General features: G+C 53.5%; 16 protein-coding genes and 1 tRNA gene. 4 read left to right on the forward strand and 13 right to left on the reverse strand.

Features of this window, described 5'->3' with window-relative positions:
• The first annotated feature begins 18 nt into the window (after positions 1-18).
• Entirely contained in the window at positions 19-1362 is a 1344-nt protein-coding gene (locus tag OZY47_RS05560; RefSeq protein WP_277177362.1) for an ATP-binding protein, read from the forward strand.
• A 270-nt stretch (positions 1363-1632) separates the two neighbouring features.
• Here OZY47_RS05560 and OZY47_RS05565 read toward each other — a convergent pair whose 3' ends face one another.
• The 12 genes from OZY47_RS05565 to OZY47_RS05620 form a co-directional block, all read right to left on the reverse strand.
• Entirely contained in the window at positions 1633-2829 is a 1197-nt protein-coding gene (locus OZY47_RS05565) for an SLC13 family permease (RefSeq protein WP_277177363.1), read from the reverse strand.
• A gap of 786 nt (positions 2830-3615) precedes the next feature.
• Positions 3616-5772, reverse strand: a complete 2157-nt coding sequence (gene dnaG / locus OZY47_RS05570) for a DNA primase (protein WP_277177364.1) — start codon at positions 5770-5772, stop codon at positions 3616-3618.
• 138 nt (positions 5773-5910) lie between these two features.
• A complete protein-coding gene (locus OZY47_RS05575; protein ID WP_277177365.1) occupies positions 5911-7197 on the reverse strand; it encodes a deoxyguanosinetriphosphate triphosphohydrolase in 1287 nt (428 codons plus the stop codon).
• Positions 7198-7405: 208 nt separating this feature from the next.
• Entirely contained in the window at positions 7406-8764 is a 1359-nt protein-coding gene (gene alr / locus OZY47_RS05580) for an alanine racemase (RefSeq protein WP_277177366.1), read from the reverse strand.
• A 290-nt stretch (positions 8765-9054) separates the two neighbouring features.
• Positions 9055-9591, reverse strand: a complete 537-nt coding sequence (locus OZY47_RS05585) for an N-acetyltransferase (protein WP_277177367.1) — start codon at positions 9589-9591, stop codon at positions 9055-9057.
• A 278-nt stretch (positions 9592-9869) separates the two neighbouring features.
• Positions 9870-10367: an S-ribosylhomocysteine lyase gene (locus OZY47_RS05590; protein WP_277177368.1), complete on the reverse strand. Its 498-nt coding sequence runs from the start codon at positions 10365-10367 to the stop codon at positions 9870-9872.
• A 93-nt stretch (positions 10368-10460) separates the two neighbouring features.
• On the reverse strand, positions 10461-12569 hold the full coding sequence (locus tag OZY47_RS05595; RefSeq protein ID WP_277177369.1) for an AIPR family protein: 2109 nt from the start codon (positions 12567-12569) through the stop codon (positions 10461-10463).
• Entirely contained in the window at positions 12562-13554 is a 993-nt protein-coding gene (locus OZY47_RS05600; protein WP_277177370.1) for a PD-(D/E)XK motif protein, read from the reverse strand. The genes OZY47_RS05595 and OZY47_RS05600 overlap by 8 nt, the downstream gene beginning before the upstream one ends.
• Positions 13529-16306 carry a Z1 domain-containing protein gene (locus OZY47_RS05605; protein ID WP_277177371.1) on the reverse strand — a complete coding sequence of 926 codons (2778 nt, stop codon included), beginning with the start codon at positions 16304-16306 and terminating at the stop codon, positions 13529-13531. Before OZY47_RS05605 ends, OZY47_RS05600 begins: the two co-directional genes overlap by 26 nt.
• Positions 16303-17757 (reverse strand): ATP-binding protein, encoded by a 1455-nt coding sequence (locus tag OZY47_RS05610; protein ID WP_277177372.1) that lies wholly within the window; start codon positions 17755-17757, stop codon positions 16303-16305. The genes OZY47_RS05605 and OZY47_RS05610 overlap by 4 nt, the downstream gene beginning before the upstream one ends.
• Positions 17758-17800: 43 nt before the next feature.
• On the reverse strand, positions 17801-19387 hold the full coding sequence (dcm, locus tag OZY47_RS05615) for a DNA (cytosine-5-)-methyltransferase (RefSeq protein WP_277177373.1): 1587 nt from the start codon (positions 19385-19387) through the stop codon (positions 17801-17803).
• A 232-nt stretch (positions 19388-19619) separates the two neighbouring features.
• Positions 19620-20723, reverse strand: coding sequence for a TraX family protein (locus OZY47_RS05620; protein WP_277177374.1), 1104 nt, complete (start codon positions 20721-20723; stop codon positions 19620-19622).
• A 628-nt stretch (positions 20724-21351) separates the two neighbouring features.
• Here OZY47_RS05620 and OZY47_RS05625 point away from each other — a divergent pair.
• On the forward strand, positions 21352-22335 hold the full coding sequence (locus OZY47_RS05625; protein WP_277177375.1) for a thioredoxin domain-containing protein: 984 nt from the start codon (positions 21352-21354) through the stop codon (positions 22333-22335).
• Positions 22336-22618: 283 nt separating this feature from the next.
• Complete coding sequence (locus OZY47_RS05630; RefSeq protein WP_277177376.1) at positions 22619-23794, forward strand: IS1249 family transposase; 1176 nt, start codon at positions 22619-22621, stop codon at positions 23792-23794.
• 233 nt (positions 23795-24027) lie between these two features.
• Here the strand turns inward: OZY47_RS05630 and OZY47_RS05635 are convergent.
• A tRNA-Arg gene (locus OZY47_RS05635) sits at positions 24028-24104 on the reverse strand.
• A 302-nt stretch (positions 24105-24406) separates the two neighbouring features.
• Between OZY47_RS05635 and OZY47_RS05640 the strand changes: the two genes are divergently transcribed.
• On the forward strand, positions 24407-25381 hold the full coding sequence (locus OZY47_RS05640; protein WP_277177377.1) for a thioredoxin domain-containing protein: 975 nt from the start codon (positions 24407-24409) through the stop codon (positions 25379-25381).
• Positions 25382-25414: the final 33 nt, after the last annotated feature.

Here is a 25414-nt window from a genome sequence, read left to right on the forward strand (position 1 = left end):
CGACGTTACGCTTAAGCCATGGAAATGGATGAGGGACAATCGCAGACACGGGCAAACGTGGATGATAGCGGGCTCACCGGTGATGACTACGCCGCACCACCGGCCCCGCTTTTCGACCATGCGCTCTGCGAGGTCGATCCGCTGACCTTCGATTACGCGCGTGAGGCCTTCGCCTCGGCCGGCCTCGCGTGGGATGACGAAACCCTCGCCGCCCTCCATATCCGCACCGAAGCGGGGCTCACCACCAACACCACGCTGCTCATCAGCGACCAATGCCCCTACGAGATCAAATGCGCCGTGTTCGCCGACGACACCAAGGCGAAACTGACGGAACGCCACCACCTCACCGGTTCCCTGCTGCGCCAGATCAACGAGGCCATGCTGCTGCTCAACCACCACAATCCCGATGAGACCTGGCCCACGGCGGCCTTGCGGGAGGCGCTGGTCAACGCCGCCCTGCACCGTGACTACGGCAAGCCCGGGCCCACTCTCGTCAGCATCTTCGCCACTCGCGTCGAGATCGTCTCGCTCGGCGGGCTCTACGACCATCTCGAGGTCAACGACCTGCTCAACGGGGTCAGCGAGACGCGCAACCCCTGGCTGGCCGATGTCTTCGAGCGGCTCGACCTGTGCGAGAACTACGGCACCGGCATCCAGCGCATCCTCGAATCGTATTCGGAGAGCATCGCCAGCCCGCAGTTGCGCGTCGGTCCCTCGTCCTTCGCCATCGTGCTGCCCAAGCCGGTTCTCGACACCGCCTGGCCAGGCCATGGCCAGACCGACGAGGCGCTGGACGACGATGACATGGACGATGCGCTGGCAGGCGATAACAGCACAGACAACGGTGACGCTGACGGCGCAGGCGACGGCCGAACCGCAAGACGCTACGTGTTCCCCACAGCGCACCCTCTCTCGACCTCGCACGCCTATATCACCGATGACGCCTCCGAGGCGGTGGACGGTTCGCGTGTCATCGCCGCCGTCCCGCTCACCGTGGTGCTCGCCGGCGAGAAGGCTTGGAAGGCGCGGAAGGCCCGTAACCAGTCGTCAGCCTCAAGACTCGCAGCCAACCAATCACCACGTTCATTAGTGACCAGCAACCCATCGCATGAATCCGTGAAATCCACCCATGGTTCGCAAAGCCTGCCGAAAGAGGCGCTGCCACAGTATTCGGTGCAATCCTTGGAAGCCATCACCCTGCACCTCTTCTCGGAGCGAGGGTTGAAACTGACTCGCGCGCAGATTGAGCAGCAGCTGGGCATCAGCAAGAACCAGACCGCCTACGTCTTGAAGTCCCTGACCAGCAAGGGCGAGTTGGAGCGCAACGGCCGCTCTCGCGCGACCACGTATTCGTTGCCGTAAGTTCATCCAGATACATCGCGCCATTCATCTCGCCATAACCTTAAACGGCTGCAAACTGGCAAAATTATCGTCACATCTTGTTCGGTTCATACCATCACAATAAAACGGCAGAAATCGAACGAATTCATGCGACGCGCGGCCCGATTCATGCTTCCACAACCCGCCAACGGCAAAAAAATAACGGCAGCAAACGGACGAACACTCACATAATTACGTACGATTCATACCGCTGAAGCAGCCAATCCACCCACCGGAAACCACCCGATGCCGTCACTCGATGATGAACGACAACCCGATGAGCACCGCCAAAAACAGCACGTTGACCGCGCTGTAGACGAGCAGGTAGCGGCCCTTGTGCTGCGGGTATTTGCGCGCGACCTGCTGATAGGAGATCAGCGAGGCCATCGAGGCGATAAGCGTGCCCAGGCCGCCCAGATTGGTGCCGATGATCAGTTCCTTCCACTGGCTGCAGAAGCCGGAGAGCAGGATGGAGGTGGGCACGTTGCTGATCAGCTGGCTTGAGCCAATCGCCACGCCCATCGGATGCTGGTTGACGATCGAGGCAACGAACGACGAGAACTCGGGGACGCGGCGCATGTTGCCAATGAAGATGAAGAACATGACGAAGGTGAGCGGCAGGCTCCAGTCGACCTTGAGGAACGCCTTGCGGTCGCAGACCAGGAACGCCGCGAACACCACCACGCACATCGCCCAGAGCGGTATCAGGCCGCCGACGGTCAGGATGCAGACCAGGAAGAGCACCGCGTAGACCCCGGCCCTCCAGCCACCATGCCCGGCGCCGTAGCTCAGCACGCGTATCTCGTCGGGTTGCATACCGTTGTCCTGCGGGGCGAAGATGGACTGCTCGATGTCCTTGCTGTCGAGCCCCACGAAATCGGCCTGGGTGTCGCGTCTGCGGAACAAGACGAGCACGACGATGAGCAGTAGCACTGCCGCGACCAGGGAGTAGGGGCCCATGGTCTCCAAAAATTCGAAGGTGGACATCTTCGAGACGGACTTGAGGTAGAGGTTGTGGGCGTTGCCGATTGGCGTGAGCATGCTGCCGGTGTTGGCGCCCACGGTCATGAGCGTGACCACGAGAACGGCTTTGTCCTCCATCTTGGCCATCGTGAGCACGGATATGGCGAAGGGGATGAAGGTGACGAGAGCGACGTCGTTGGTGATGAAGATCGCGGAGAAGAAGGTCAGGGAGACCAGCGTGATGACCAACGTGCTTTCGCTGGCGACGTGGTGCAGCAGCTTGGTGCCGATGATGTGGAAGACGCCGATGCGTTGCAGGCCGCAGACCACGAGCATCAGGCAGACCAGCTGCGAGATGGTGTTCATATGGATGTAGCCAAGGTATTGACGGTCCGGAGGAACGATGAAACAGGAGACGATGGCGAGGATGGTCGCCACCACCAGAATGGTGTCGTTCTTCAATTCCCTGACAATCCAGTTGCGCATCAATCCACCAACCAGACCGTCACTTGAAAGACCACGGGGCCGTCACCACTATTCACCGCAGCTGCCCGTCCGTTTGACGACAAGACACAACGATATCCCCTGCAACCATCATTCGTCATCCCCCAACCAACGGGCTACCGGAAACCGGTTCGCCATTACTCGCTCATGGACTCGGCTCGGCATGGCCGCCGAATCGTCATTCGTTCTATACCTCTTATTGTATGGGTTTTCCGGCCATTCATAGGACGAAAAAGGGCGCGAAAAGCGACCAAATTCCCATATGGGGCCGCGTCGCCATATCAAGAATCCTAGAAATTATTGGCTTGTCTGTATAGCTGATTTAGCGACCAAATTTATGAAAAAAAATTGGAAATCCCGGTGTCGTGTCGCTATTTTGGCGCTTTGTTGCACGGGTTGGAAGGCATCTGCAGGATTACTTCGCTGCACGAAGAATGGGGCTTGGAGGATTCGACGGTGGCTTAGGCGTGACTTGTCTTTCGCAAAAGCCGGGTTCCCATGACGGTACAGCACTACCCCACTGCCGATTGCCCGCGAACGACGCGGAAGTGGACAATGAAGCGATGCCGCCAACATATTTAACCGACCCAAGCACCGGCACCGGCATTTGGTGTGGACACGGGCGCGGAAACGGACGCAGAGGAAAACAACCGATGGCTTCCTCAGCAATCCATGATTACAGCGACGGTTAATCGCGGCTCAGCTCCCCGCCGACCTAATGTCATAAAGGCAGCTAATCGATCAGCAAATTCCTCTTTTCCTGCCGGCTCAGACGCCGGCGTTCTCGTAGACCTGCGCCTGCAGATCCTTGCGCACGGCCTCCATGTCGGTGATCTTGCCGAGGAGCTTGATCTTCTCCTCGCCATCGGGCAACTGGGCCATCTTGCGCTTGGCCGCGCCGATGCGCCGCATGTAGCCGATGTCGAGCAGGCGCGCGGTCAGCTCGGAGGCGTAGCGCTTCTCCTCGTCGCTCGCCGCCCGCAGCTGCACCGCCGTCGGACTCGGCCCGTTCGCGCCCATACCCTGCGCGTTGGCGTCGGTTGAGTTGATGCCGGCGCTGACATTGCCGTTCATATTGTTGCCGTTGGCGTTGTTGGCGTTGCCCACCTCGGCGTCGCCGTTGGAGAGCGGCAGGGGCATGACGGCCAGCTCGTTGATGACCTGCTCGAGCATGGGCCCGGCGGCCTTGGTGAGGTTGTGCATCCACAGGCCCTGCGGGGTGTCGTCGCTTGGCAGCCCACCGGCGGCGGCGATGGCCTGGAACATGGAGCGGAAGACGGGCGTCATGAAGTCGCCCAGCGTCAGCTGACCGAACGCGCGGGGATTGATGGCCCGCGGCACCTGGATGAGCACGGCCATGAACTGCTGCTCGCAGATGAACACCGCGTCGTCGACATGGTAGTAGGTCTGGTCGTTGGCGTCCTTGCGTTCAAGGGCCCGCTTGGCCGCGGGATTCGAGAACTCGCCGCCCTGCGACGAGCGGCGGTTCTCCGACCATCCGCTCCAATGCCGCTTAGGAGCATAAGCATCATCGTCGCGCACATGCAACTGACGACGGGCGCGGTTGACCTCACGGCGCATGATGTCGAGGTCGACGCCGATGCGGCGCGTGGCCTTGCGGGTGTAGAGGTCGAGCAGCGAGCGGTCGCGGATCTGCGCGATCAGCGGCGCGGCGGCCTTCACAGCCCCCATCTGCCCGGTGGTGTAGGAGGTGTCGAACCGGTCGATGGCCGTGTCGATCACAAAGTCGTAGAGCGGGCGCGCATGGTCAATCAGAGAACGCACCGCCTGATTGCCCTGCTGGATGCGCAGGTCGCAGGGGTCGAGGTTGTTGTCGGCCACGGCCACGAAGGTCTGCGAGAGGAAGGCGGAATCAAGCCCGAAGGCGTGGATGGCGGCCTTCTGCCCCGCCGCGTCGCCGTCAAAGGTGAAGACGATGCGCGAGCTCAGCGACTGGCCTTCGACCTTCAGCGGCCCCACCAGCTGGATGGCGCCAAGCGAATCGTCGGAGATCAGACGACGGATGATCTTGGCATGCTCCTCGCCGAATGCCGTGCCGCAGGTGGCCACGGCGGTGTCGATGCCGGCCAAGTGGCAGGCCATGACGTCCGTGTATCCCTCGACGATGACGGCCTGACGCTTCTTGACGATGCTGGACTTGGCCAGGTCGATGCCGTAGAGCGCCTGCGTCTTGCGGTAGAGCTGGGTGTCGGGGGTGTTGATGTATTTGGCGTTGATGTTGTCGTCGTCGTAGAGCTTGCGCGCGCCGAAGCCGAGCGTGCGGCCCGTGGAGTCGCGGATCGGCCAGGTGGCGCGGCCGCGGAAGTAATCGTAGACACCGCGCTGCCCCTGGCGGGCGAGGCCGGCGTCGAGCATCTCCTGCTGGGTGAACCCCTTGGAGGCCAGGTGGCGCACGAGGTTGTCCCAGCCCCGGGGCGCGTAGCCGCAGCCGAACCGCTCGCAATCGGCCTGGCTGAAGTTGCGGCCGCCGAGCAGTTTGCGGGCCGCGAGCGCCTCACGCGTGAGGATCTGGGAGACAAAATAGCGCTGCGCCTCCTCGTTGGCCTCGAGCAGCCGGGCGCGCTTGGAGCCATGCTGCTCCAGCCCGACGCCTTTGCCCGACTCATAGTGCAGCTCGATATGGTATTTGTCGGCCAGAAGCTCCACGGCCTCGCGGAAGTCGATGTTCTCCTTGTGCTCCACATAGCCGAACACGTCGCCGCCGAGCCCGCAGCCGAAGCAATGCCACACGCCAAGCGACGGGCGCACGCTGAAGCTCGGTGTCTTCTCGTCGTGGAAGGGGCACAGGCCCATGAAGGTGCCGGTGCCCGACGCCTTGAGCGTCACCGTCGAGGAGACGATGTCGTAGAGGTCCGCCGTGGCACGCACCTTCTCGATGTCTTGCTTCACAATGATTCCGGCCATAACGTTTCACCTTACTCATAGCCATGGTTTTTGCCCAATGAATCATGTCCGCCAGAGTGAACAGGACCATGCACGAACACAGGCACCAGTGCCAGCGCATGGCGAACACGCTCAGAGGTGAGGTAACTTCTCGGACTCTCAGCACAGGATCGAGTGCAGCGTCAGGGCCGACCCGTCGGTGAGGTTGGCGACCTGGTCGATGGCCACGCGCAGCCGCTCGTCGTCGTTGGTCGACTCGTTCCAATCCTCGAGGAACACGGTCTCCAGCGCGTCGGAGGGGCGCGGCGAATCGGCCATCAACACGTCCACCAGGTCCTCGACGACCTGAAGTTCCTTCTCATGCAAGGGTTCGCGCTCACGCGGCGCCATGACGAAATAGACCGCGATACCTTTGAGCGCGACGATCTCGTAGTTCGTTTCCTCGGGAATCACGACGTTGGCGCTGTAACGCGTAAGCCGTCCTTGACCGTATTTTTCGCGCGTCGCCCGTTCGACGGACCCCGCGAACCGCCCGATAAGCGAGCTGGTGATGTTCTTCAGCTGGGCGAGCGCCTGCCGCGAACCGTTGAAATGCGAGGGGAACATGTGCAATTTCTTGAGCCGCTGGAAAGCGGCGAGCAACAAGTCGGCGTCCCACTGCTGGCCGTACCACTCACGCGTCACGTCGATGATGCCGTCGATGACCCTGGAATCAGCGAGGGCGAGCGGATTGAAGGCTCCGGTGGCGATGGCGTCCTCGACGTCGTGGACGCTGTAGGCGATGTCGTCGGAGAGGTCCATCACCTGGCATTCCATGGGTTTGGCGTCCTTGGGCGCGCCGGTCTTGAGCCAGTTGAACACATCGACGTCGTCCGGGTAGACGCAGAATTTGGTGCTCCGCTCCCCTTTCGGGTGTTGCGCGGCCTCGGCCAGCGTCCATGGATATTTCACGGCCGCGTCGAGCGAGGCTCGGGTGAGGTTGACGCCGGCGGAGCGGCCGTCGGCGTGGAAAATCTTCGGTTCGAGCCGCGTGAGCAGGCGCAGGGTCTGGGCGTTGCCCTCGAATCCGCCGATGTCCTTGGCGATGTCCGCCAGCACGCGCTCGCCGTTGTGGCCAAAGGGCGGGTGCCCCAGGTCGTGGGCGAGGCAGGCGCAGTCGACCACGTCGGGGTCGCAGCCGAGCATCGAACCGATTTGACGGCCGATCTGGGCGACCTCGAGAGTGTGGGTCAGGCGTGTGCGGGCGAAATCGTCGGTGCCGGCCACCAATATCTGGCTTTTGGCGCCGAGCCTGCGCAGCGCGGAGGAATGGATGAGGCGTGCACGGTCGCGTTGGAACGCGGTTCGTGATTGCGATTTCGGCGGTTCTTCGGTCCAGCGCTCCTCGTCGAAGGCCGTATAGCCCTCATCCTCAAGCACTTCTTCGCCGTTCGCCGTTATCGTCATGCCCGCAATGTTCCCGTCTCGTCAAACCGTGTCTGAACAGTATCTAAGCCGACCATATCGCCATCGACAATCGCCGTCAATGGCATAATCACGGCCAAACCGTCCGCTTGCCAATATGCTATTCGATTATCCAAATACTTTTAATTATCCAGCCAGCCGACCAGCTAACTAGCCAGTCGGCCGACTACCCAGATACCCGCGACTTCACTCAGAGCAGCGTCTTGGCGTTGAGCTTGCTCATGTCCTGCGGTGCAAGCACCTCCGCGGCGTGGAGATAAAGCCGTGGGATGCGCGTGCGCAGGCAGGTGAAGATCTCGTAGCTGATGGTGTCGGCGGCGCGCGCCCAATCGTCGGCGGTCGGCTCGGCGAACTCCTCGCCGCGACCGGGCCCGAAGAGCTCGACGGTGTCGCCCTCATGCACGCCCATCTCCTCGGCGCTGCCGTGCAGGTCGAGGATGAACTGATCCATGCACACACGCCCCGAGACGCGCATAAGCTTGGGTCCATCGTTGGTCATCACACGCACTGGCCCACCGGGCTTGTCAGTGTGCTTGGCGCCGGCCTCGTCGAATCCGGAGGCGGAGCGATGAATACCATCGGCGTAACCCAACGGCACGATGGCCGTACTTGTCGCCTCGTCGGTCTTGTAGGTGCGGCCGTAGGAGATGCTGTGCCCGGCCTCGACGTCCTTGACGGTGGAGAGCTGCGCCTGCAAGGTCATCGCCGGCTTCAGGCCATACTTCAACGGCGTGCCCATGGCGGGGTCGGCCTCGTAACCGTACAGCCCGATGCCCGGGCGGGTCAGCTCGAAGTGGGTCTCCGGGCGGCTCAGCGTCGCGGCGGTGTTGGCGATATGGCGGATGCGCGGCGGAATCCCGGCCTCCTCCATACGCTTGGTGAAGCGCTTGAACGTCTCCAGCTGATCGTCGGTCGCCTCCACGAACTCGGGCACGTCGGGTGCGTCGGCCACGGAGAAGTGGCTCCACTGCCCCACGATGTCGAGCACGCCCTCCTTGACAAGCGGGACGAGCTTGTCGAGCGCGGCTTGGAAGCCGGCCTCGGTGAAGCCGTTGCGGCCGAAACCGGTGTCGACCTTGATGTGCACGCGCGCGGGCTTGCCGAGCTTGCGGGCGGCGTCGGCCACGGCGTCGATGCCGGCCAGCGACCCCAGGGAGATGTCGATGTCGCTGGCGATGAGCTCGGGCAGCGGGGCGTTGCGTCCGTTGAACATCCACGTGAGGATGTGGCAACGCTCTGGATCGATGCCCGCCATGCGCAGCAGCAAGGCCTCGCGTGGCTGAGCGGTGCCGAGCCACGTCGCGCCGCCGGCGAGCGCCGCCAACGCGGAGGGGATCAGGCCGTGGCCATAGCCGTCGGCCTTCACCACGCCCATCACCGCGGTGCCGGATTTCGGCCCACCGACCACATCCACGAGATGGCGCATGTTGTCGCGCAACGCCTTGAGGTCGACGATGGCCTGCCCGGGGTAGCGCCGCAGCGCCGACTCGTAGTTCGACTTGCCAAGCGTGGAGGAGAATTGCCAGGGTTCAAGTGCGTTCAAAGTCATGGTCTTATTGTGGCTCGCGCAGGTGACGAACGCAATTCCCCGCCACGAAACGCTCACACGTTGGGACGAGAATTTCCAAAACGCGATATCAGGAATATTGATTAGGCGCGCAAACCGCAGATATCAGCTGATATCCGTGACAGCGGCAAAGTCGTTCGTGAGCTTTTAGGTAATGGAATTTTCACGTTATTGGTATTGATGTCAGATTCAATATCAGGCGGACAATCAAACCGATTCCGGAATCACGAATCTCAAATCATCGAAGCCGAACATACTAATCCGTCCGAGACTCAGCAATCGTGACGCTGATAGGCGATACGAGGCGAAGGCGTCGTAGTCACGTTCATAACATGGATGATACCGCAGCGGGCGAAACCGTCGGACTCGAAGACGTGGCGCATGGCCTTGTTGTCGGGATGCGTGTCGCAGCGTAGGTTGCCATAGCGCACGAGAACCCAATCGAGGCAGGCTTTCGCGCTGTGGTCTCGAAGACCAGAAGAAGCGAGCCGATGCACGGTGACGTAAGCATCGTCATCCAACCAACGCCCGTCGATTTCTGCGTAAGTCGGCTCTTCGCCCTCGCACACGGCGAAGTAGGCCAGAATCCGTTCGGCACCGTCGTCGCCATCATTGTCGACCAGAACCATAGCGCGACGTTTGTCGATATCCTCTTCAATCAGCTCAATCGGAGGCCAGGTCGTACCCCATTGCGTCAGGTTCCCGTTCGCCGCCATCAGCTTCCGTGCCCGCGCGAAGATGCTCTGAATCGTAGCAAGATCTTCTTTGTTCGCCTTGCGGACGCGTTGCGCTGATTGCTCGTTGACCATATTGACACCACCTTGCCGCGAATCGCTCAATACCATATATCGTATTGGCGTACGGCTACACAACATAAAAGGGCGCGCCGACACCGAAATGCCAACGCGCCCTCGCAAATCCGAAGTTTTACAGCTCATGGACTTATCAAATCAATCCAAGCTGAGCCGCAAATCAACGTCCGACAGCTCTCGGCCAATCCAAATCAGCTCAAGCCAAACCGAACCACGAACGAACGTTCGTCAACCCTTAGCCCAATCAGAAACGAAGCCGCAAACCAACCACCGAATCAGACCACCTTGCGCACGAACGGATCGGAGCTGATGCCCTCGTCCAGGATCTTCTTGCACCATTCCTGGGCCGTGAAGAGGCTGTGGTCGCGGTAGTTGCCGCAGCTCTTGATGTCCGTGGCCGGGATGTCGTCCCAGGTCGCCTTGTAGGCGATGAACTCGAGCGACTCCTTGAGCGCCTTCGCCACGTCCTCGGTGCTGTGCTCGCCCCAAGTCAGCAGGTGGAAACCAGTGCGGCAGCCGAACGGCGAGCAGTCGATGTAGCCCGGGATGCGTTCGCGCAGCAGCACCGCGAGGGTGTGCTCGATGGTGTGCAGACCACCGGTCGGGATGGCGTTCTCGTTGGGCTGCACCAGGCGCAGGTCGTAGTTGGAGATCACGTCGCCCTTCTCGCCCGACTCGGTGCTGATGAAGCGCACATACGGCGCCTTCACCTTGGTGTGGTCGAGCTTGAAGCTCTCCGGTTCCGGCTTGTTTCCGCTATTTTCTTCAGCCATGTTGCTTCCTTTCGGTTGAGTATCGACGATGTCTCCAGTCTAATTCCCAGCCGCTATATTTCGTAGAATAGCATTGCGATGAAATGTAGCGTCCTAGCTTAAACTCAGGGTATATGGACAACCTTCCTTTTCCAATCGTTGCATAAGAGAGACAATCACCATACTTTGCTTATCACTCGGAAGCTTTTTAGGCATTGCCGCCGCGTATTCTACGCAGCCCCTTTCTTTTGCCGTCCCTTCATTCTCATCAACAAGCCATTGGCTCACACCTTTCCAAAAAGCCGGCCCCGCTTTCACGACAGCTTTTGTTGCTTCTATACCATTAATCTCTTTTTGATCTTTAGTACTTTCATGCTGACGCGTTTTTTCTTCATCCGGTGAAATCAGCTCTGACAACCAATCGACGTCCCATTCAACGTCAATAGATTTAACAGCCTCCCAACAACGTTGCTGTTTAGCCCATTCACTGATATTGCGGTATCCACTTCCCGGATTCATCAGCACCGGATGCACCTCATCAGCAGCTTTACGTATAGTTTCTCTAAAAGGCTCATCTAACTCTTGAGCATTCCAGATACGTTCAAAATCAACACTTTTACCAAGTTTTCTTGCAGCTTCTGCAATCAATCCTATCGTCAAGACAACATGTTGTGAACGATACCCTCCAGCTTCATACCAATCCATTTGAGGAATGATTTTTTCAGTCTCGTTGAATATTATTTTTTTGGCGATTACTTGCTTGTAGAAATATTCATTAAAATGCCTATCGTTCTTTTCCCATTCAGACGCGACATCCTTTGCAAATTCAGCAAAGTTCTTTTGCGCACCTCGGTTCACGAAGTACACCTTATCTGTCCAAGCTAGCAAATACTTTGCCAAATCAGTTTTGGCAAATTTTTGAGTTTTAGGATATTCAGCCAAGAATTTTTTCTTCTCGCTACGAGACATAAAAGCTTGCGAATCATTGTACTGTCCACGAGCTCTTTCATAGAACCACTTAGTCTGGTGGAAAGTACCTTCTTTGGCAGGAGCCAGAATACGACGTGAGAATTCTTCCATCCTCCTATGGAACGGGTGATTAGCGAAAAAGTCCGCCTGAGAAACTTTATTCTGACTATTCGCATATTCGGAAATTTTAGGCACAAGTTCCCCGGACTTATTGGGGTCGACAATGCATAATTTCATCTGAACAAATACATTGTTTAAATCTTTGCCTGCCCGATACGCAGAATAAATTGATGCAGTCGTCTGTCCACCATTGACAATCTGTAGATTATCCAACGTATCAATGAGAAGGCCATTAGGAGCAATCTTCGTTCCAACCTCCTCTGCAGTAGCGGTTATACCGTTGTTAAAAGCAAAAAATAGTTCAGGCTCATTCTCCAAAGTGTGTTTGATACCCTTATTAACATTGCTCCGAGCTTGCAGAAATACCCTGACATTTTGTTCAAGAAGTCTTTCACTCCAACGGTCATAGATTTTTGCAAGATCAAGGCCTGGAACAGTAACTAGGTACACTTGAGGATCAGCTTCTTTCGAACTGGCCAGCAATGCTCGAAGCGGCCTTAATCCATCAGTTTCAAAATCAATATGCAAAGGCTCACGATCTGAGGCAGATTTATCTACAGCATGAAGCCGTTTTAAATCCCAAACGCTGTAGACAACGGAGCGTCCATTAAAAGTTCCGGCTTTTTTACCATCCACACGCCCACTCAGAACTTTATTCGTCAGCAAATAAAGTTTAATTTTGGTAATACGAGACCATCTAGTCGCAATTAAATCAGCCAACTGAGCACCAGGGTCTGAAAATTCTAATGAGCTTCGCCATTCTGGTTTCAACGCGCTATTAAGATACCTCAACAATCGCCGAAAACTAGTCTCCATATCTCTGTTGCTTAGCGTTTGCAAATCTGTGCCTTGATGAACATTAAGAATAATTAAACCTAATGTAAGTGGCCCATCAACACTTCCATCCAAGCTATTTTCAATCGGATCACCGCAATAACCATCAACCCTAATCTGACCATTCGCGGGTTGATAACTCGAACGCTCAGCTGTATCGAATTCCCCTGCATCGACTAAATAATCACTGAATTTGTCGAAGAACGAATCTTCTACCCAGTTCCCCTCTTCAGCGTCATTGAGAACATCAGAGAAAAACTCCTGTCCAAATTCCTCAAGTTCCTCGGTAGAATCAGACATTTAATTCTCCTATCGACTGGTAAAAGCTTTCTTTCTCGACTTCAAATTTAGAGCAATAATCTAGATTAACTGTATAAGTTATATTTTGAATCGCTGGGTTCAAATACTCTTCATCAATTTTAGGAAAATCCGCCGAAATACTAAAAATCCTAGGCTCTCCGCAACTCCATTTTGTTGGGGAATAATCGTCAGAATCAAAGTATCCTACAGCGGCAAGTTTTCGGTCAAATTCAAAATTGTCGAGAGGCGATGTAATCAATTTTCTGACTTCCTCAACATAGCCTGTAAGACTAAGGGCCTTGTCGGAAGCCCCAGGAATTACAGGTTCAACATAAAGAAATAGTGTTTCTGAATCATCAACTGAAAGCTGACTAGCAGAACTTATCATTACATTAGGCGTGCTCGCACCCTGATTTGACTTAACCTCTATGGCCGTTTCTCCAAAAACAAAGTCATGCACCCCCTTTTCAGGTCCCTTCCAGCTTTGGAGAGCCAATCTTGAATTGAATCTAGGAATCACAATCTCTTTAAGACATACAAGTTCTGCAATCAGTCCTTTCTGAGCCTTGAAGCCAAGACCATGCCGTTCTTCCTTGAAGAAATATTCCCACTTCTCAAGTCGTAGGATGCATGCAAATCTCCGTTCAGAAGCCCCTGACAACTGCATTGTCTCGATGATATCCAAGCATACTTTCAAAAAAGCGTCACTCATACTATCGTCTAGAAGCTCAAGTACAAGAATATGTTGTTGTTTATTCTCGCCGATACGCAGTCCTTTTAAATTGGGCAAAGCGGTATTGGAATCTTCAGATTCGTCATATTGAACCAATAAGGTTTTTCGGCCCTGCGACGAAACAGCCCATTGAATAGGAAGTTCCATGAAGTTAATATCTTTTGAAACCTTACGACTAGTAAAATAATCCGGCGAAGGTGAAACAGCTAACTCTTCCCAAGGATTTTCAAACTGATTCGTCATCTTCATCATTCTCGATCTCTTGTTCAGAAAGTATTTGCCGACTTTGTTTTATTAACACATCGTTATAAACATAACTTTTTTCATCCTCAATGCCGCGGACTGGGAAACTAACACTCCATCCATCTACAATTTCTACGTAGTCCTTAGAAGGCCAGCTAGTAGCTGAATATTCGAACCCAGTTGTAGTTTTACCGACTCGAATCGCAACAGGATGGAGTATTAAAAGTGGTTTTCTCGGGTTTTGTCTGCGATAATAAACATCGGGAACGTTCTTTTTGTCTGGATTGTCCTTTAAGAACTCTGCTCTTGCCGCCTCCTGTTGTTCAGGAGTCAGCACAACCTTATCGATACCTCTACTAGATAAACGTTGCTTATTGCCAACAAAAACCGTCTTTAAATCAGTAGCACGTCCAGGAGTTCGCTGTTCTCTATGTTGAGTTCTACCCAAAATCGAATACTCGCTCGAATCAGAACCATCTGGAATATATAAATCCCACAATTTATCGCCTAGATTTTCCAGTTTATCTATATGTCTAAGAATGTAGCCAGGTTCTGATTTTGCAGAATGCTGCGAATTGTGATACGAACTTATAAATTCCTTCACATCATCACAAGGTATATCACGAAGCAAGATGCCTGAACCTTTATATGAAGAATCCGGCATATAACCTTCCTGCGTAATTTTCGTTATTAAATCTTTAGTTAAAGCGCGATTCTCACGAATCGTCTTTTCATCACGATCAAAAGCTGCTGTCTCAACAAATTTTCCATCCAATTGCACTGGAACTGTCTCAACTTGTTCGCCGGCGCCCATTTTATTTCTAGCGGTTATCATTAACGAATCTGGACTACTTTGAATTTTAAATCCATACTGTCGTGGAGTGGAACTCGCCGAGCACATCGCTCGCAAATCATCAATGAGATTCTTTGTAGCTTCTGCTATAAACGCATACCAATCCGCAGACTGTCTTGTCATCCAAATACGGCATAGATGCTCATAGTTTTGCCGATATCCAAACCATCTTGCCATTTGCATCAACGCATCATATGCCCGTGCGTTTCGTGAATAATACGAAACCAGCAAGCCTTCAAGTGTAAGACCTCTAGATAAACGATATCCACCAATAGCTATTACACGTTGAGGAGATGAACTATAATCTAACGCATCTGTAGATTGGGAATTAATCTCCACTACCGTCATTGGTAACGATACAGCTTCCGATAATTTTTCTTGAACACGCTCCCAAGAATAGCCATACACTGAGTATTCTTTTTCAAATGTCTCTTTCAAAGCTTTCAAAACACATGATGTTTCCAAAGCCACTGCGGAGGGAAGCTGAGAATACGAATGAATGGCATTCACTAAAACATCCAAATAATCGCCAACAAGGTACCGTACAGAACGTTGCACGCTCCTATACGGAGAGACATTAATCATCATTGTCATATGCTCGTTACCATCACCAGATAGAATACGAATCGAACAAGCAATCACAAATGAGCGAATCGCCTCTTCTAGCGTCTCAGGCAGCTCAGTTATCGAGTCTCCACTTTTGTAACGCAGCAATGATTTTGCTTCATCGTCGTTTATAAAACGAAGATATTTTTGCTCTGGTTCATCAATATCTCCAAAGACTTTCTCTGCCCCAAAGTAATCAGAAGATTCTTCCAAGGTGTATACGAAGTCGCTTGGAAAAATATCAGAGCCATATCCTTCATCATCGCCATCTGATTGAATTAACACGTTGGCAAAAGGTGTTGCAGTGTACCCCACATAAGCGCTTCTGCCATGGAAATGATTAAGAATCTTACGAATTTGACCATTAATTCGTGAAACTTTATCTTTATCGTATTTAATGTTAATTGACGCATTATCAGCCTCATCGTCAATAAGCAAGAGCGGCGTATCTTTTTTACAGTTCCGTTGAAGCCAAATTAGAATTTCACTCAACGAATTTGCGTTCTTCTTAATAACAAATACGGAAGGCTCAGATAAATGACCGGAAGTCAGACCACGCATTACATCTTCTGTGTTCCGATTAAAATCCCTTTGTCTTGATGTTCCTAAAAATGGTCGGCGGGCAGGATAATCGCCATCCAATTGGCCAACCCCAACGTAATGATCGCTGACCAAATCATAACCGACGAAACCTTCTTCAATCCTAACCTGCGTCTGATTTCGCAACACGTTATAAATTCCAGCCATAACAATAATTATTTTGTACCCGGCGTCGGCAGCTTTCGATATTAGGCCAATATAGTTTGCGGTTTTACCAGATTGAACCGAAGCGACAACAAGACCCTTTTTATCAAAGGCCTTTTCATCCTTAGGATTCCCGAGATGATCCAAAATGTGATCAGTATCCTTGTCCATGGATTCAACAATATTTTTAGACCATTGCTTCGTCTCTCTTAAATAACGCTTATATCGCTCCCAATAAAACCAATCGTTATTGCTGTCTTGTTTAGCAGCTGCAACCCATGGTGTATAACCACCATCTTGGTAAACAAACCCAACCCGCTTAAGATAAGATTCTTTTTCTTTGTACGTTTCTATAAGTCGGGAGATAAATCGTTCATCATCATGAACAACGATGTTCTTTGTCTCAGAAAAAACTCTTGAGATATAAAACCATTCATGAAACGATTTTTCAATCTGCTCCTCGGTCGCAGAATGATTTGTATCGTTTAGTTCATCCTTAACTAGTTGCCTACGCACATTCCCATTAATCCACTCTTGCAATTCTTCTACTGTTTTCATTTCTCCTCGATTCCCAAAGCTGACAATGCCTCTTCCCAATGTGATTTATATGGTTCTATAGATTTCATGACATTTATTGCTGTATCGTCATCCTTAAATTGTTTTAGAACAGCAAAGAACGAACAGACATTATCTTTAAACTGCTCACTCTGCATGATTTCAGTATGTACAGATTCAGCATTATTTGATAAATCGTAAAATAATGCCTCAGTTGGCAGCATCGCTCCAATAAAGGCAACCAAGGAATCAAATTGTCCTTGAAAACTTGGATCTAAACTATTTCGAAACGCAACTACTAACGGATGCGCAGTGTTGATTCCATAGGTTATACCAGTATCATTTTGAATGCGATTCCAGACTGGATACGCATTCGGACTGGTTAAACGAGCGCCGCGTTGACGATATACTTTTCGCGAAGGAGCACCTATCGTTCGGATAAGTGTTCTCACTCTTTTCCGAACGATTTCAGGCATCTGCGCTGATACTTTTTTAACGTCTATCTTCCAAATCTCATCTTGATCGGCGTCTATATCAATTTTCACTCTTGTTAATTGAGTAAGCGCCGTCTTCTTCGCTAACCCAAACCAAGTACCAAAAATAATCAAACGCTTTGCTCTGTATAGATATACTCCTTGATTTTTAAGATATCCGCCAGGCAATCCATAACGTTCATACTCGTACTTATCTTCATAGGTAGATATGTGCGGCAATGTAAATGAACGCAGCTTTACCCCAGGACAGACAACTTCTTCAGGAGATGTCTGTGTGGCCTTATTCTTAGTATTGAACGGATCTAAAGCTTTCAGATGAAGACCATTCATACAAATGTCTACTTTATCTACTCCTGGTTCACCAGCAATAAAACGATGAAACACCAACGATAAGTAATCCTGAGACTCACTAATCACTCGTTCATAGTCAACTTTACCTGACCCATTACTCCCTGTAAGACGATCAACGTTCTCCCATAGAACTAACGTTCCAGAAGACCCGAGAAAATCTAACCCATAAATATTTTGCACATCAGTGCGTTCTATAATTGACCAAGAATTTTTATCTTCAACGGCATCCAAATCCCAAGTGAAGGCAGCTATCCGCCCCTCCTGTTTCGAAGCCACTGTTAGTTTCCTGCATTGGGAAAATGAAGCAGTCTTCAATCCAAGACCAAATCTTCCCAAATCACTTTCCTCACGTTTCCAACGAGGATTTGAACTCCCTAGCCTCATCGCACGCAGCAAATCATCGTGACTTAAACCAAAACCATCATCAACAATGGACACTCGGAAAGATTCTCTAATCGGAAGGGCAACAATTGAAATATTCTTAGCCTGTGCAGTAATCGAATTATCGATAATGTCAGCAAGCGCACTATTAAACGAATAGCCGATGTCACGAAGACTCTCGATGAGAATCCCAGGCTCGGGATCAAGACGGATAGTTTTCTGCGCCATTACACAACTCCAGTCTCACAACTACACAATTAAGTATAACAAATTAGAATAGTTTGTCCTGCGCCAAGTTCTTTTCTTTTTCTGCTTTTGTGTCGAAATAATCATTTGCAGAAACATCAAAACAATCAGCAACAATCTTAGCTATTTGATTTGCCAACAATGGAGGAACCGCATTACCCACTTGTTGGAACTGGGAAGTTCGATTCCCCTCAAAGAAGTAATCATCTGGAAAAGTTTGCAGCCTTGCAGCTTCTCTCACGGTTAGACTACGACATTGCTTGTAATCGGGATGAATAAAATAATGCCCATCTTTGGAAATATGAGACGTTACGGTTGTTGACGGCGAATCATAGAGTTGAACTCTAAACCTGTCAGAAAATTCAACATCCTTTAGATGGTTTTTTGAATCCATCACATTTTTATGCTCAGGTAAAAGATATGTCGGAAAATCGTCTAACTTGGCTGTTCTCCCTTTGACACTTGCAAAGACCGAGCAGAATAGATATCTATCAAGATCTTTAGCCATGTGTGTGCGGGAATTATGATTGGTAAGAAGATTTGAATCAACTGCATCGAGCCTTCCTCTGTACCAATCTGTTAATTCATTTGAAGTGTCTGCTTCTATACAGTTACGACTCATGCTCTTTGGCAATTCTGAACTACTAATTTGTTTAAGCACCTCTCTAAGGTCTTCATCTCGGCAATAGTGAGCTACTTTTTTAGCCGCTTTAACTACATACTCACTCCAAGTTTCGTTATCAAGATTCTTGACGCGATGCGAAAAACCACTTCTTAACGAGGGAATACTCAATAAAGCTTCGCGAAGCGTTTTTGGCTTAGATTGTTCTGAAAGCAGTAAAGGTTCGACATCAAGATCATTACGGATACCCAACAAAATAACGCGATGGCGTTTTTGAGGTACACCAAATTTCTCAGCCCTAACGACATAATCCGAGGATGTTTCAGGATCGGCAGTCACTAAAGAATGAATCGTATATCCAGCTTCTTCGATATCAGCACGAATCATGCCCAGAACGCCTTCATCGTGAAGTTTCGCCGACAAAATACCTTTTACATTCTCCATTACAAAGATTTCGGGTTTAATACCGTGAATAAAGCTCAAGTAGCACTTATAGAGCGTTTGCTTCACATCTTTTTCCAAATCAGGATCATGTGCTCTTCGAGACCGACCAACCAAGGAATATGCTTGGCACGGAGGTCCACCAATGATGACTTTAGGACCTGAATAATTTTCCACCCCAGAAAAAGTATTTAGTCTTTTAATAGCTTCTTGAACGAATGTATCATCGCCTTCAACCAGTGTCCCTAAAACTGCTTCCTTATCTGCAGCCAGCCATTCATTAGAAAACTTTTCCTTGAGGGCTTTCAAACTTTCAGCGCTCGGATTCGATATATAGTCCAAATAAACTTGAGGAATTACGCCGTTAACATCGAAGATTTTTCTGAAAAACGACCGCAATCTCAATGTTTTGCGTGCCGATTGTTCCATTTCAATGGACATGACAATCTGGAAAATACGTTGCCCTTCATCATCACGTAAAGAGGAAAATCCTTCACCTAGTCCGCCTGGACCTGCGAACAAATCAATAATAGGTATTGGAGTATTCACGTATTTCTGCCTTTCGTCTATACCTAAAGTACCAGGCTATTCCGGAAAACACACAGGATTAATTGCAAAACTTTTCACATCATTCCAATTTTTTATTTTCGATTAATACAAAAATAAAAATAAAAAATCCTTACTAATACTAGGAAATAACTCTTATATAAACCTCTAGCGCTAAACGCACGTCATTTAGCGATAGGGGGGGGGAGCTTAAACGATTCCAATTTTCGGCTTCTCACACCACACTCGCCAGCAGGTAGAGGGCGGCGATGTGGGCGGGATAGAAGATGTAGAAGAAGTACTTGTCGCCGCGGCCCTTTTGGCCGTTGTAGAGGAGGATCGGGATGATGGCGAAGATCATCATCCACTGGGTCTGGCCGATGAGCGCGTAGCCGGCGGCGACCACGGCGATCGCGACGCTCTGCCACACCAGGCTGTGGCGCACGTTGCGCAGCGCGTACATCACCGGGATGAGCAGCACCATGACGGTGTTCTCGGCCAGCAGGATCGCGGGATCGAGGGCGGTCAGCGCGCGCAGAATCCAGAGCATCGCGCCGCTTTCCGTACCGTTCGCATGGGTCATGAACGGCAGCAGCGCGAGCGAGAGGATGAACGGCAAAGCCAGAAGCAGCAAGCCCTCCAAGGTCTTCTTAACACGGAAACCTCTGGTAACGCCGCCGGCATGCTTGCTTGCGTGCACCATATCCTGATTGACGGCAGAGGGGTTCGCCACTGGTCCAGATCCGGCCCCAGCCATAGCGTTGCGACCTGCGACGACACCATGCGCGGAACCAATGCGCTCGTCGCCGCCACGCGCACCAGCTCCAGCTCCAACGCCACCACCAAAGCCAGCGAGAGTCCTATTCCCCCGCCGCTTCCACGCGATCTCGAAGCAATCGACGGCGGCCATGAAAATCGTCCCGATGAACAGGTCGCGGAAGATGTTGTTGACCAGCTGCGCGCCGTCGTAGTTGACGGTTTGCTGCAGCACGTAATCCATGACGGCCATAAGCGCCATGCACACGTAAAGCCGCACCATGTAGGCCTTCTTGCTGTGCGTGTGCGAGAAACCGACCACACTGACGAAGAAGAACAGCGTCGCCACGGGCCTGCCGAACCAGTCCAGCCAGTTCGGGGCACCCTGGGAGGCGAACATCTGGTGGACGTGGTCGACCACCATCAGCACCACGCCGATCATCTTGATGTCGAAGGTTGTCAGGCCGAAGCGTCGTGAGCGCGTCGCCACGGTGCTGTTCGCGGCCGCCGCGCGATTCGCGCTTTCCGTAGCCAGCACCTTGTTCGTGTCTACCGTCTGGTTCGTTTCTCCCAAAACTCCCATATTTTCCATATCGCTCAAGCTTTTCGTACCTCTCAAATTTTCCTTGTTTTCCAGCGTCCGCTTACCATTGTTGCCATTCGTTTCCATGTCTGTTTCGCCTCCACTCCGTTTTCCGCCGTGATTATCGTTTATTTTGGGGTTATTATTTCGCATTCGTTCTTTCAGACACCGCCGTCAACTTCCCTACCGTCACTCGCCTTTCACGAGCAATCGCACTTCGGCTCGGCAATAATCCCAGGAAACCAATAGCACCAAGGAATCACACCAACCATCAAACCAAGCGCCACCAGCGACGTTCTCTCCGAAACCCCAAGTCTAAATGCACGACGCGAACGAGACAATCATCCCCAAGAATGAAAAAATCACACCGCCACTCGCCCACCTATCGCCCACCCTTCGCATCCGAATTCTCGCGTCTCATTCCATTCCACCGCAATCTCACCATCCGTCCATCGAATTCGTGCCATAAATACACTGCAAACATTGACATCAACCGCTGAAACATGAAGATTCCGAACATTTGTTTTGTTAACTTTCCTCTTTTTGGAGTACGCTAAAAGTAAGACAGTAGTCACAAACCGATGACCGGCGAAGTGTAGCGGCGACATCACGGCTAGGGGAAGGCGATATGGGCACCACGAAGGATTCCAGACAGACGAACGACACGTACGATTCCGCCGATATGACCGACGCCGCAACCAATACCGTGCCTAACGCTCCGACCGACTCGGCAGCCAACGCGCAGACCGAAACCGTAACGGCATCAAAACCGACCTCCGGCAACCGTATCAAGGTGATTTTCGGCGCCGTCGCCGCGGTCCTGGTCGTCGTCATCGTCATCGCCGCGGGATTCGCCTATTGGAACAAGCAGCATGGCCTTGAGCGCTCCTACTCCCAGCTGCAATCGGTCACCGAGAAACCCGCGCATTCCACCAAGCAGGGCGGGGTGCCGACATTCCCCGCCAGCGCCTACAACCCCAAGGCCCCTGACGTAGATCTCTACGTCGACTTCCTGTGCCCGAACTGCGCCGACCTCGACAAGCAGATCTCCCCGACGCTCAGGAAGCTGCAGGCGGCCAAGCAGATCAACCTCTACATCCATCCGGTCACGTTCCTTGACGCCAAATCGAAACATCACTATTCCATCCGCTCGGCCAGCGCCTTCGCTTATGTCGCAGCGCACGAGCCCGGCAAGGCGCTCGACTTCGTCACACAGCTCTACGACAAAGGTTTCCAGCCGAACAATGACAACAAGAAGGACATCACTGACCAGCAAATCGTCGATCAGGCCATCAAAGCGGGCGTGCGGCGGGATGTGGCCGAACACTCGACCGACGGCACCTACAAGGATTTCGTGGAGAAAGCCAGCAAATACACAGTGCTGCGCAAGGAGCTTTTCGTCGACATCCGCGGCGATCACCGTTTCTCGACGCCCACCATCTGCATCAACGGCACGATGTGGCAGTACCGGCGGCTCCATTCGCTCCAGGACGTCACGCCCACGCTCATCCAGTCGCTGGGGCTCGAGGAGGACCAGGTCGGCGACAAGACCGTGATGCCCTCGATCGGCCACCACAGCAAGGCACTGCCGATCCAGAAAAAGTTCCTCTGAGCGGGATACGAGGTGGGCTCACTGCCCTCCTCCAAGCCTGATTCACACCGTCACCGTCACTGCGGAAAAAGTACCTTTTTAGGGCTCATTTGGTGCTTTTCCCACTGATTTACGGTACCAGTGTGGAGAAAAGCACCTTTTCGGGGCCGTTTTGGTGCTTTTCGGGTTATAGGCCAAAATATTTGGTTTATAACCGGGGTTTGGCCTTGTGGGAGTAGGTGTTTCGTCCTGTTCTTTTTTGCCGTCCCGATAAGAAGGGCGTGGCCGTGTCGATTCTTGGGGTATGAGGACGAGGTCGAGGCAGGCGAGACGGTGCCCGTTGTGCGGCGGGCGGATGAAGAAGGACGGCAGGACACCGGAGGGCCGGCAGCGGTGGCGCTGCCCGGAATGCTCGGTCAACCGAGTGCCGCGCAACGCGAGGGGCCGCGCCGCGATGCTGCGCGAGCTGGACTCGTTCCTCGCCCGCCTGCTGGGCGGCCATACGCTGGCCGAGGAGGGGCGCTCGTTCAGGCGGGACCGCGCCTGGTGCTGGCGGGTCGCCCCGGTGATCCCCATGCCCGAAATGAAGAGCCATGTCCTGGAGACGGACGGCACCTACGTCAACGGCCGGTGCCTGCTGGTGCTGATGGACGGGACGACGGGGCTGGTGGCGCGGGTCCGCTGGTGCGCCCACGAGTCCATCGCGGAGTACCGGGGCCTGTTCCATGGCGTGCCCGCACCGGACGTGCTCGTGAGCGACGGGATGCGGGGCATGGAGCGGGCGGCCGCGGCCGAGTGGCCGGGGACCCGCCTGCAGCGCTGCCTGGCGCACGTGCACCGCGACACGAACCGCGACCTCACCCACAAGCCCAAATCGCAGGCCGCGAAAGAACTGAAGAAGCTGTCCTACCGGCTGTTCAGGGTGCACACTGCCGAGGAGGCGGCCCGTTGGGGCGAGGCGCTCAACGCGTGGCATGAGCGGTGGAGGGGCACCGTCAACGAAAGGACCACCGCGAAAGGCGACCCCTCGAACCCGAAGGCCCGGGCGGGCCGGAAGTGGTGGTGGACGCACGAGCGGCTCCGCCGCTGCTACAAGAGGCTCGAGCGCCTGTTCCGCGACGGCAGCCTGTTCGCCTACACCGACCCCGCGCTCCTGGCCGGCGGGCCCGTGCCCCGCGACACGAACGGGCTCGAGGGCGGGATCAACTCGCCCATCAAGCGCATGCTCGACGACCACCGCGGCATGCCCCGCGCCCACATGATGCGCGCCTGCGAATGGAAATGCTACACGAGGAGCCCGCACCCCGACACCGGGACCCTGCTCGACTCATACCTCGAGAACAGAAGGCGGGAGGCCGAGAAGACAAGGAAAGAGACGGCCGCGGGACAGGCGGTGACCGGCGACGAGCCCGGCATCGGCACTGGCGTCGACTGGAACGAGTTCCACACCGCCACCAGATACCCCAACGCCACCGACTAGAGAACGTTTCCTGGCCAACAACCCTAAAAACAGATTCTAAAACCAAATATTTTGGCCTATAACCCTGCTTTTCCCACTGGCTCACGGCACCAGTGCGTGAAAACACCAGTTGAGCATGCGCAGTCGCAGTGCCGAATCAGGCGGTCGGAAATACGTTTGGCATACGTTGCGGCGGCGGAACGCTGCCCAAGAATTGAAAAATCCGTGGAACCTTTGAGATTCCACGGATTAATTGGTGCGCCCGGCAGGATTCGAACCTGTAACCTGCTGATCCGTAGTCAGCTGCTCTAATCCATTGGGCTACGGGCGCAACGTCATTGAAGTATTGGCTTCAACCACTTAAATAGTATAACCGACGCTTTGACGTTTGCCCGCCACGGCGAGTCCCCCGGAAATTAGGCAATCAGCAACCTGCAATCCCGTAATCCGCCTTCCCAGCTTGTCCTTTTAGCCTGCTCGCCCAAAATTAGAATGTCGCCAAACAAGCGCCGAAAATACGCAGCAAATGTTCATAAAACGACAAAATTTCTTTCTTTGTATAGTATTACCTTTATTGTAATAACTTGTTATATCGTTTGATTGCGTCGATAGGAGACGCAACAAGAAAAAGGAATGACATTGAGCAGTGACGACACCGACGAATCCAGCGAGAGCGAGCCAGAAACCATCGAAATGCGGGCTTCGGCACCATCATCCCCCAGTGGCACCACCGCCACAGGCACCATTCAGCCCCGAAAATCCCACCAGCGTCTGATCATCGGCGCCATCACCACGGTGATTGTGGTGGCCCTGATCGCGGTTATCGGCGTCACCGCCTGGCGCAACCACCAGAAGGCGCAGGACGCCAATTCCCCGCAGGCGTTATCGGAGGCCTACACCGCGTTGCAGAATGTCTCGCAGAAACCGGCTGGGGCCACCAAGCAAGGCGGTCTGCCGGCGTATAACAAGGCGAAACGGAACCCGCAGGCCCCCACCGTCGAGATCTACGAGGACTTCCTGTGCCCCTATTGCGCGAAGCTGGCCCGCCAGCTCGAGCCCACGCTCATCCGGTTGCAGGACGCCGGGCAGATCAATCTCGAATTCCATGTCGTCAACTTCCTCGACACGCCTTCCACCAACCGCTATTCCACACGCACCGCGAGCGCCGTGGCCTACGTCTCGGCCCACGACCCCGAGCATGTGGCGCCGTTCGTCTCGGCGCTCTTCGAAAAAGGTTTCCAGCCCGACGAGAACAAATACAAGGATGTCAGCGACGAACAGATTGCCAAGCAGGCCGTGAAGGCGGGAGTGGACCCGCAGGTCGCCGAAGCCGCCGTCAAAGGCACCTACGCGGACTACATCACCAAGGTGACCGAATACACGGCCAAGCGCACCGAGCTCTACACCACGATCCAAGGCACCCATAGCTTCTTCACGCCGACGATTCGGGTCAATGGGCACATCTGGCCGGTCAACGTCTTCGGCAACCTAGACAAGACACCCGAGCAGTTCTGCGGGAGCATCGGCATCGAGCGCGCGGATGTCGGCAACCCGAACGTGATGCCCAAGGTCGGGGCCACGGGCGAACCCGGAGCTATCAAGAAATAATGTGAACGGGAGATTATTCAAATACAGACAGCT

The organism is Bifidobacterium sp. ESL0790 (assembly GCF_029395435.1).
GTDB lineage: Bacteria > Actinomycetota > Actinomycetes > Actinomycetales > Bifidobacteriaceae > Bifidobacterium.

Bases quoted from the DNA above. Each gene is read 5' to 3' on its own strand.
- OZY47_RS05590 (WP_277177368.1), bottom strand. From the start codon at position 10,367: ATGGCTGAAGAAAATAGCGGAAACAAGCCGGAACCGGAGAGCTTCAAG.
- OZY47_RS05605 (WP_277177371.1), bottom strand. From the start codon at position 16,306: ATGAAAACAGTAGAAGAATTGCAAGAGTGGATTAATGGGAATGTGCGT.
- OZY47_RS05625 (WP_277177375.1), top strand. From the start codon at position 21,352: ATGGGCACCACGAAGGATTCCAGACAGACGAACGACACGTACGATTCC.
- OZY47_RS05565 (WP_277177363.1), bottom strand. From the start codon at position 2,829: ATGCGCAACTGGATTGTCAGGGAATTGAAGAACGACACCATTCTGGTG.
- OZY47_RS05620 (WP_277177374.1), bottom strand. From the start codon at position 20,723: ATGGGAGTTTTGGGAGAAACGAACCAGACGGTAGACACGAACAAGGTG.
- OZY47_RS05595 (WP_277177369.1), bottom strand. From the start codon at position 12,569: ATGTCTGATTCTACCGAGGAACTTGAGGAATTTGGACAGGAGTTTTTC.
- OZY47_RS05585 (WP_277177367.1), bottom strand. From the start codon at position 9,591: ATGGTCAACGAGCAATCAGCGCAACGCGTCCGCAAGGCGAACAAAGAA.
- OZY47_RS05600 (WP_277177370.1), bottom strand. From the start codon at position 13,554: ATGATGAAGATGACGAATCAGTTTGAAAATCCTTGGGAAGAGTTAGCT.
- alr (WP_277177366.1), bottom strand. From the start codon at position 8,764: ATGACTTTGAACGCACTTGAACCCTGGCAATTCTCCTCCACGCTTGGC.
- OZY47_RS05560 (WP_277177362.1), top strand. From the start codon at position 19: ATGGAAATGGATGAGGGACAATCGCAGACACGGGCAAACGTGGATGAT.
- OZY47_RS05575 (WP_277177365.1), bottom strand. From the start codon at position 7,197: ATGACGATAACGGCGAACGGCGAAGAAGTGCTTGAGGATGAGGGCTAT.
- OZY47_RS05640 (WP_277177377.1), top strand. From the start codon at position 24,407: ATGACATTGAGCAGTGACGACACCGACGAATCCAGCGAGAGCGAGCCA.
- OZY47_RS05630 (WP_277177376.1), top strand. From the start codon at position 22,619: ATGAGGACGAGGTCGAGGCAGGCGAGACGGTGCCCGTTGTGCGGCGGG.
- OZY47_RS05610 (WP_277177372.1), bottom strand. From the start codon at position 17,757: ATGGCGCAGAAAACTATCCGTCTTGATCCCGAGCCTGGGATTCTCATC.
- dnaG (WP_277177364.1), bottom strand. From the start codon at position 5,772: ATGGCCGGAATCATTGTGAAGCAAGACATCGAGAAGGTGCGTGCCACG.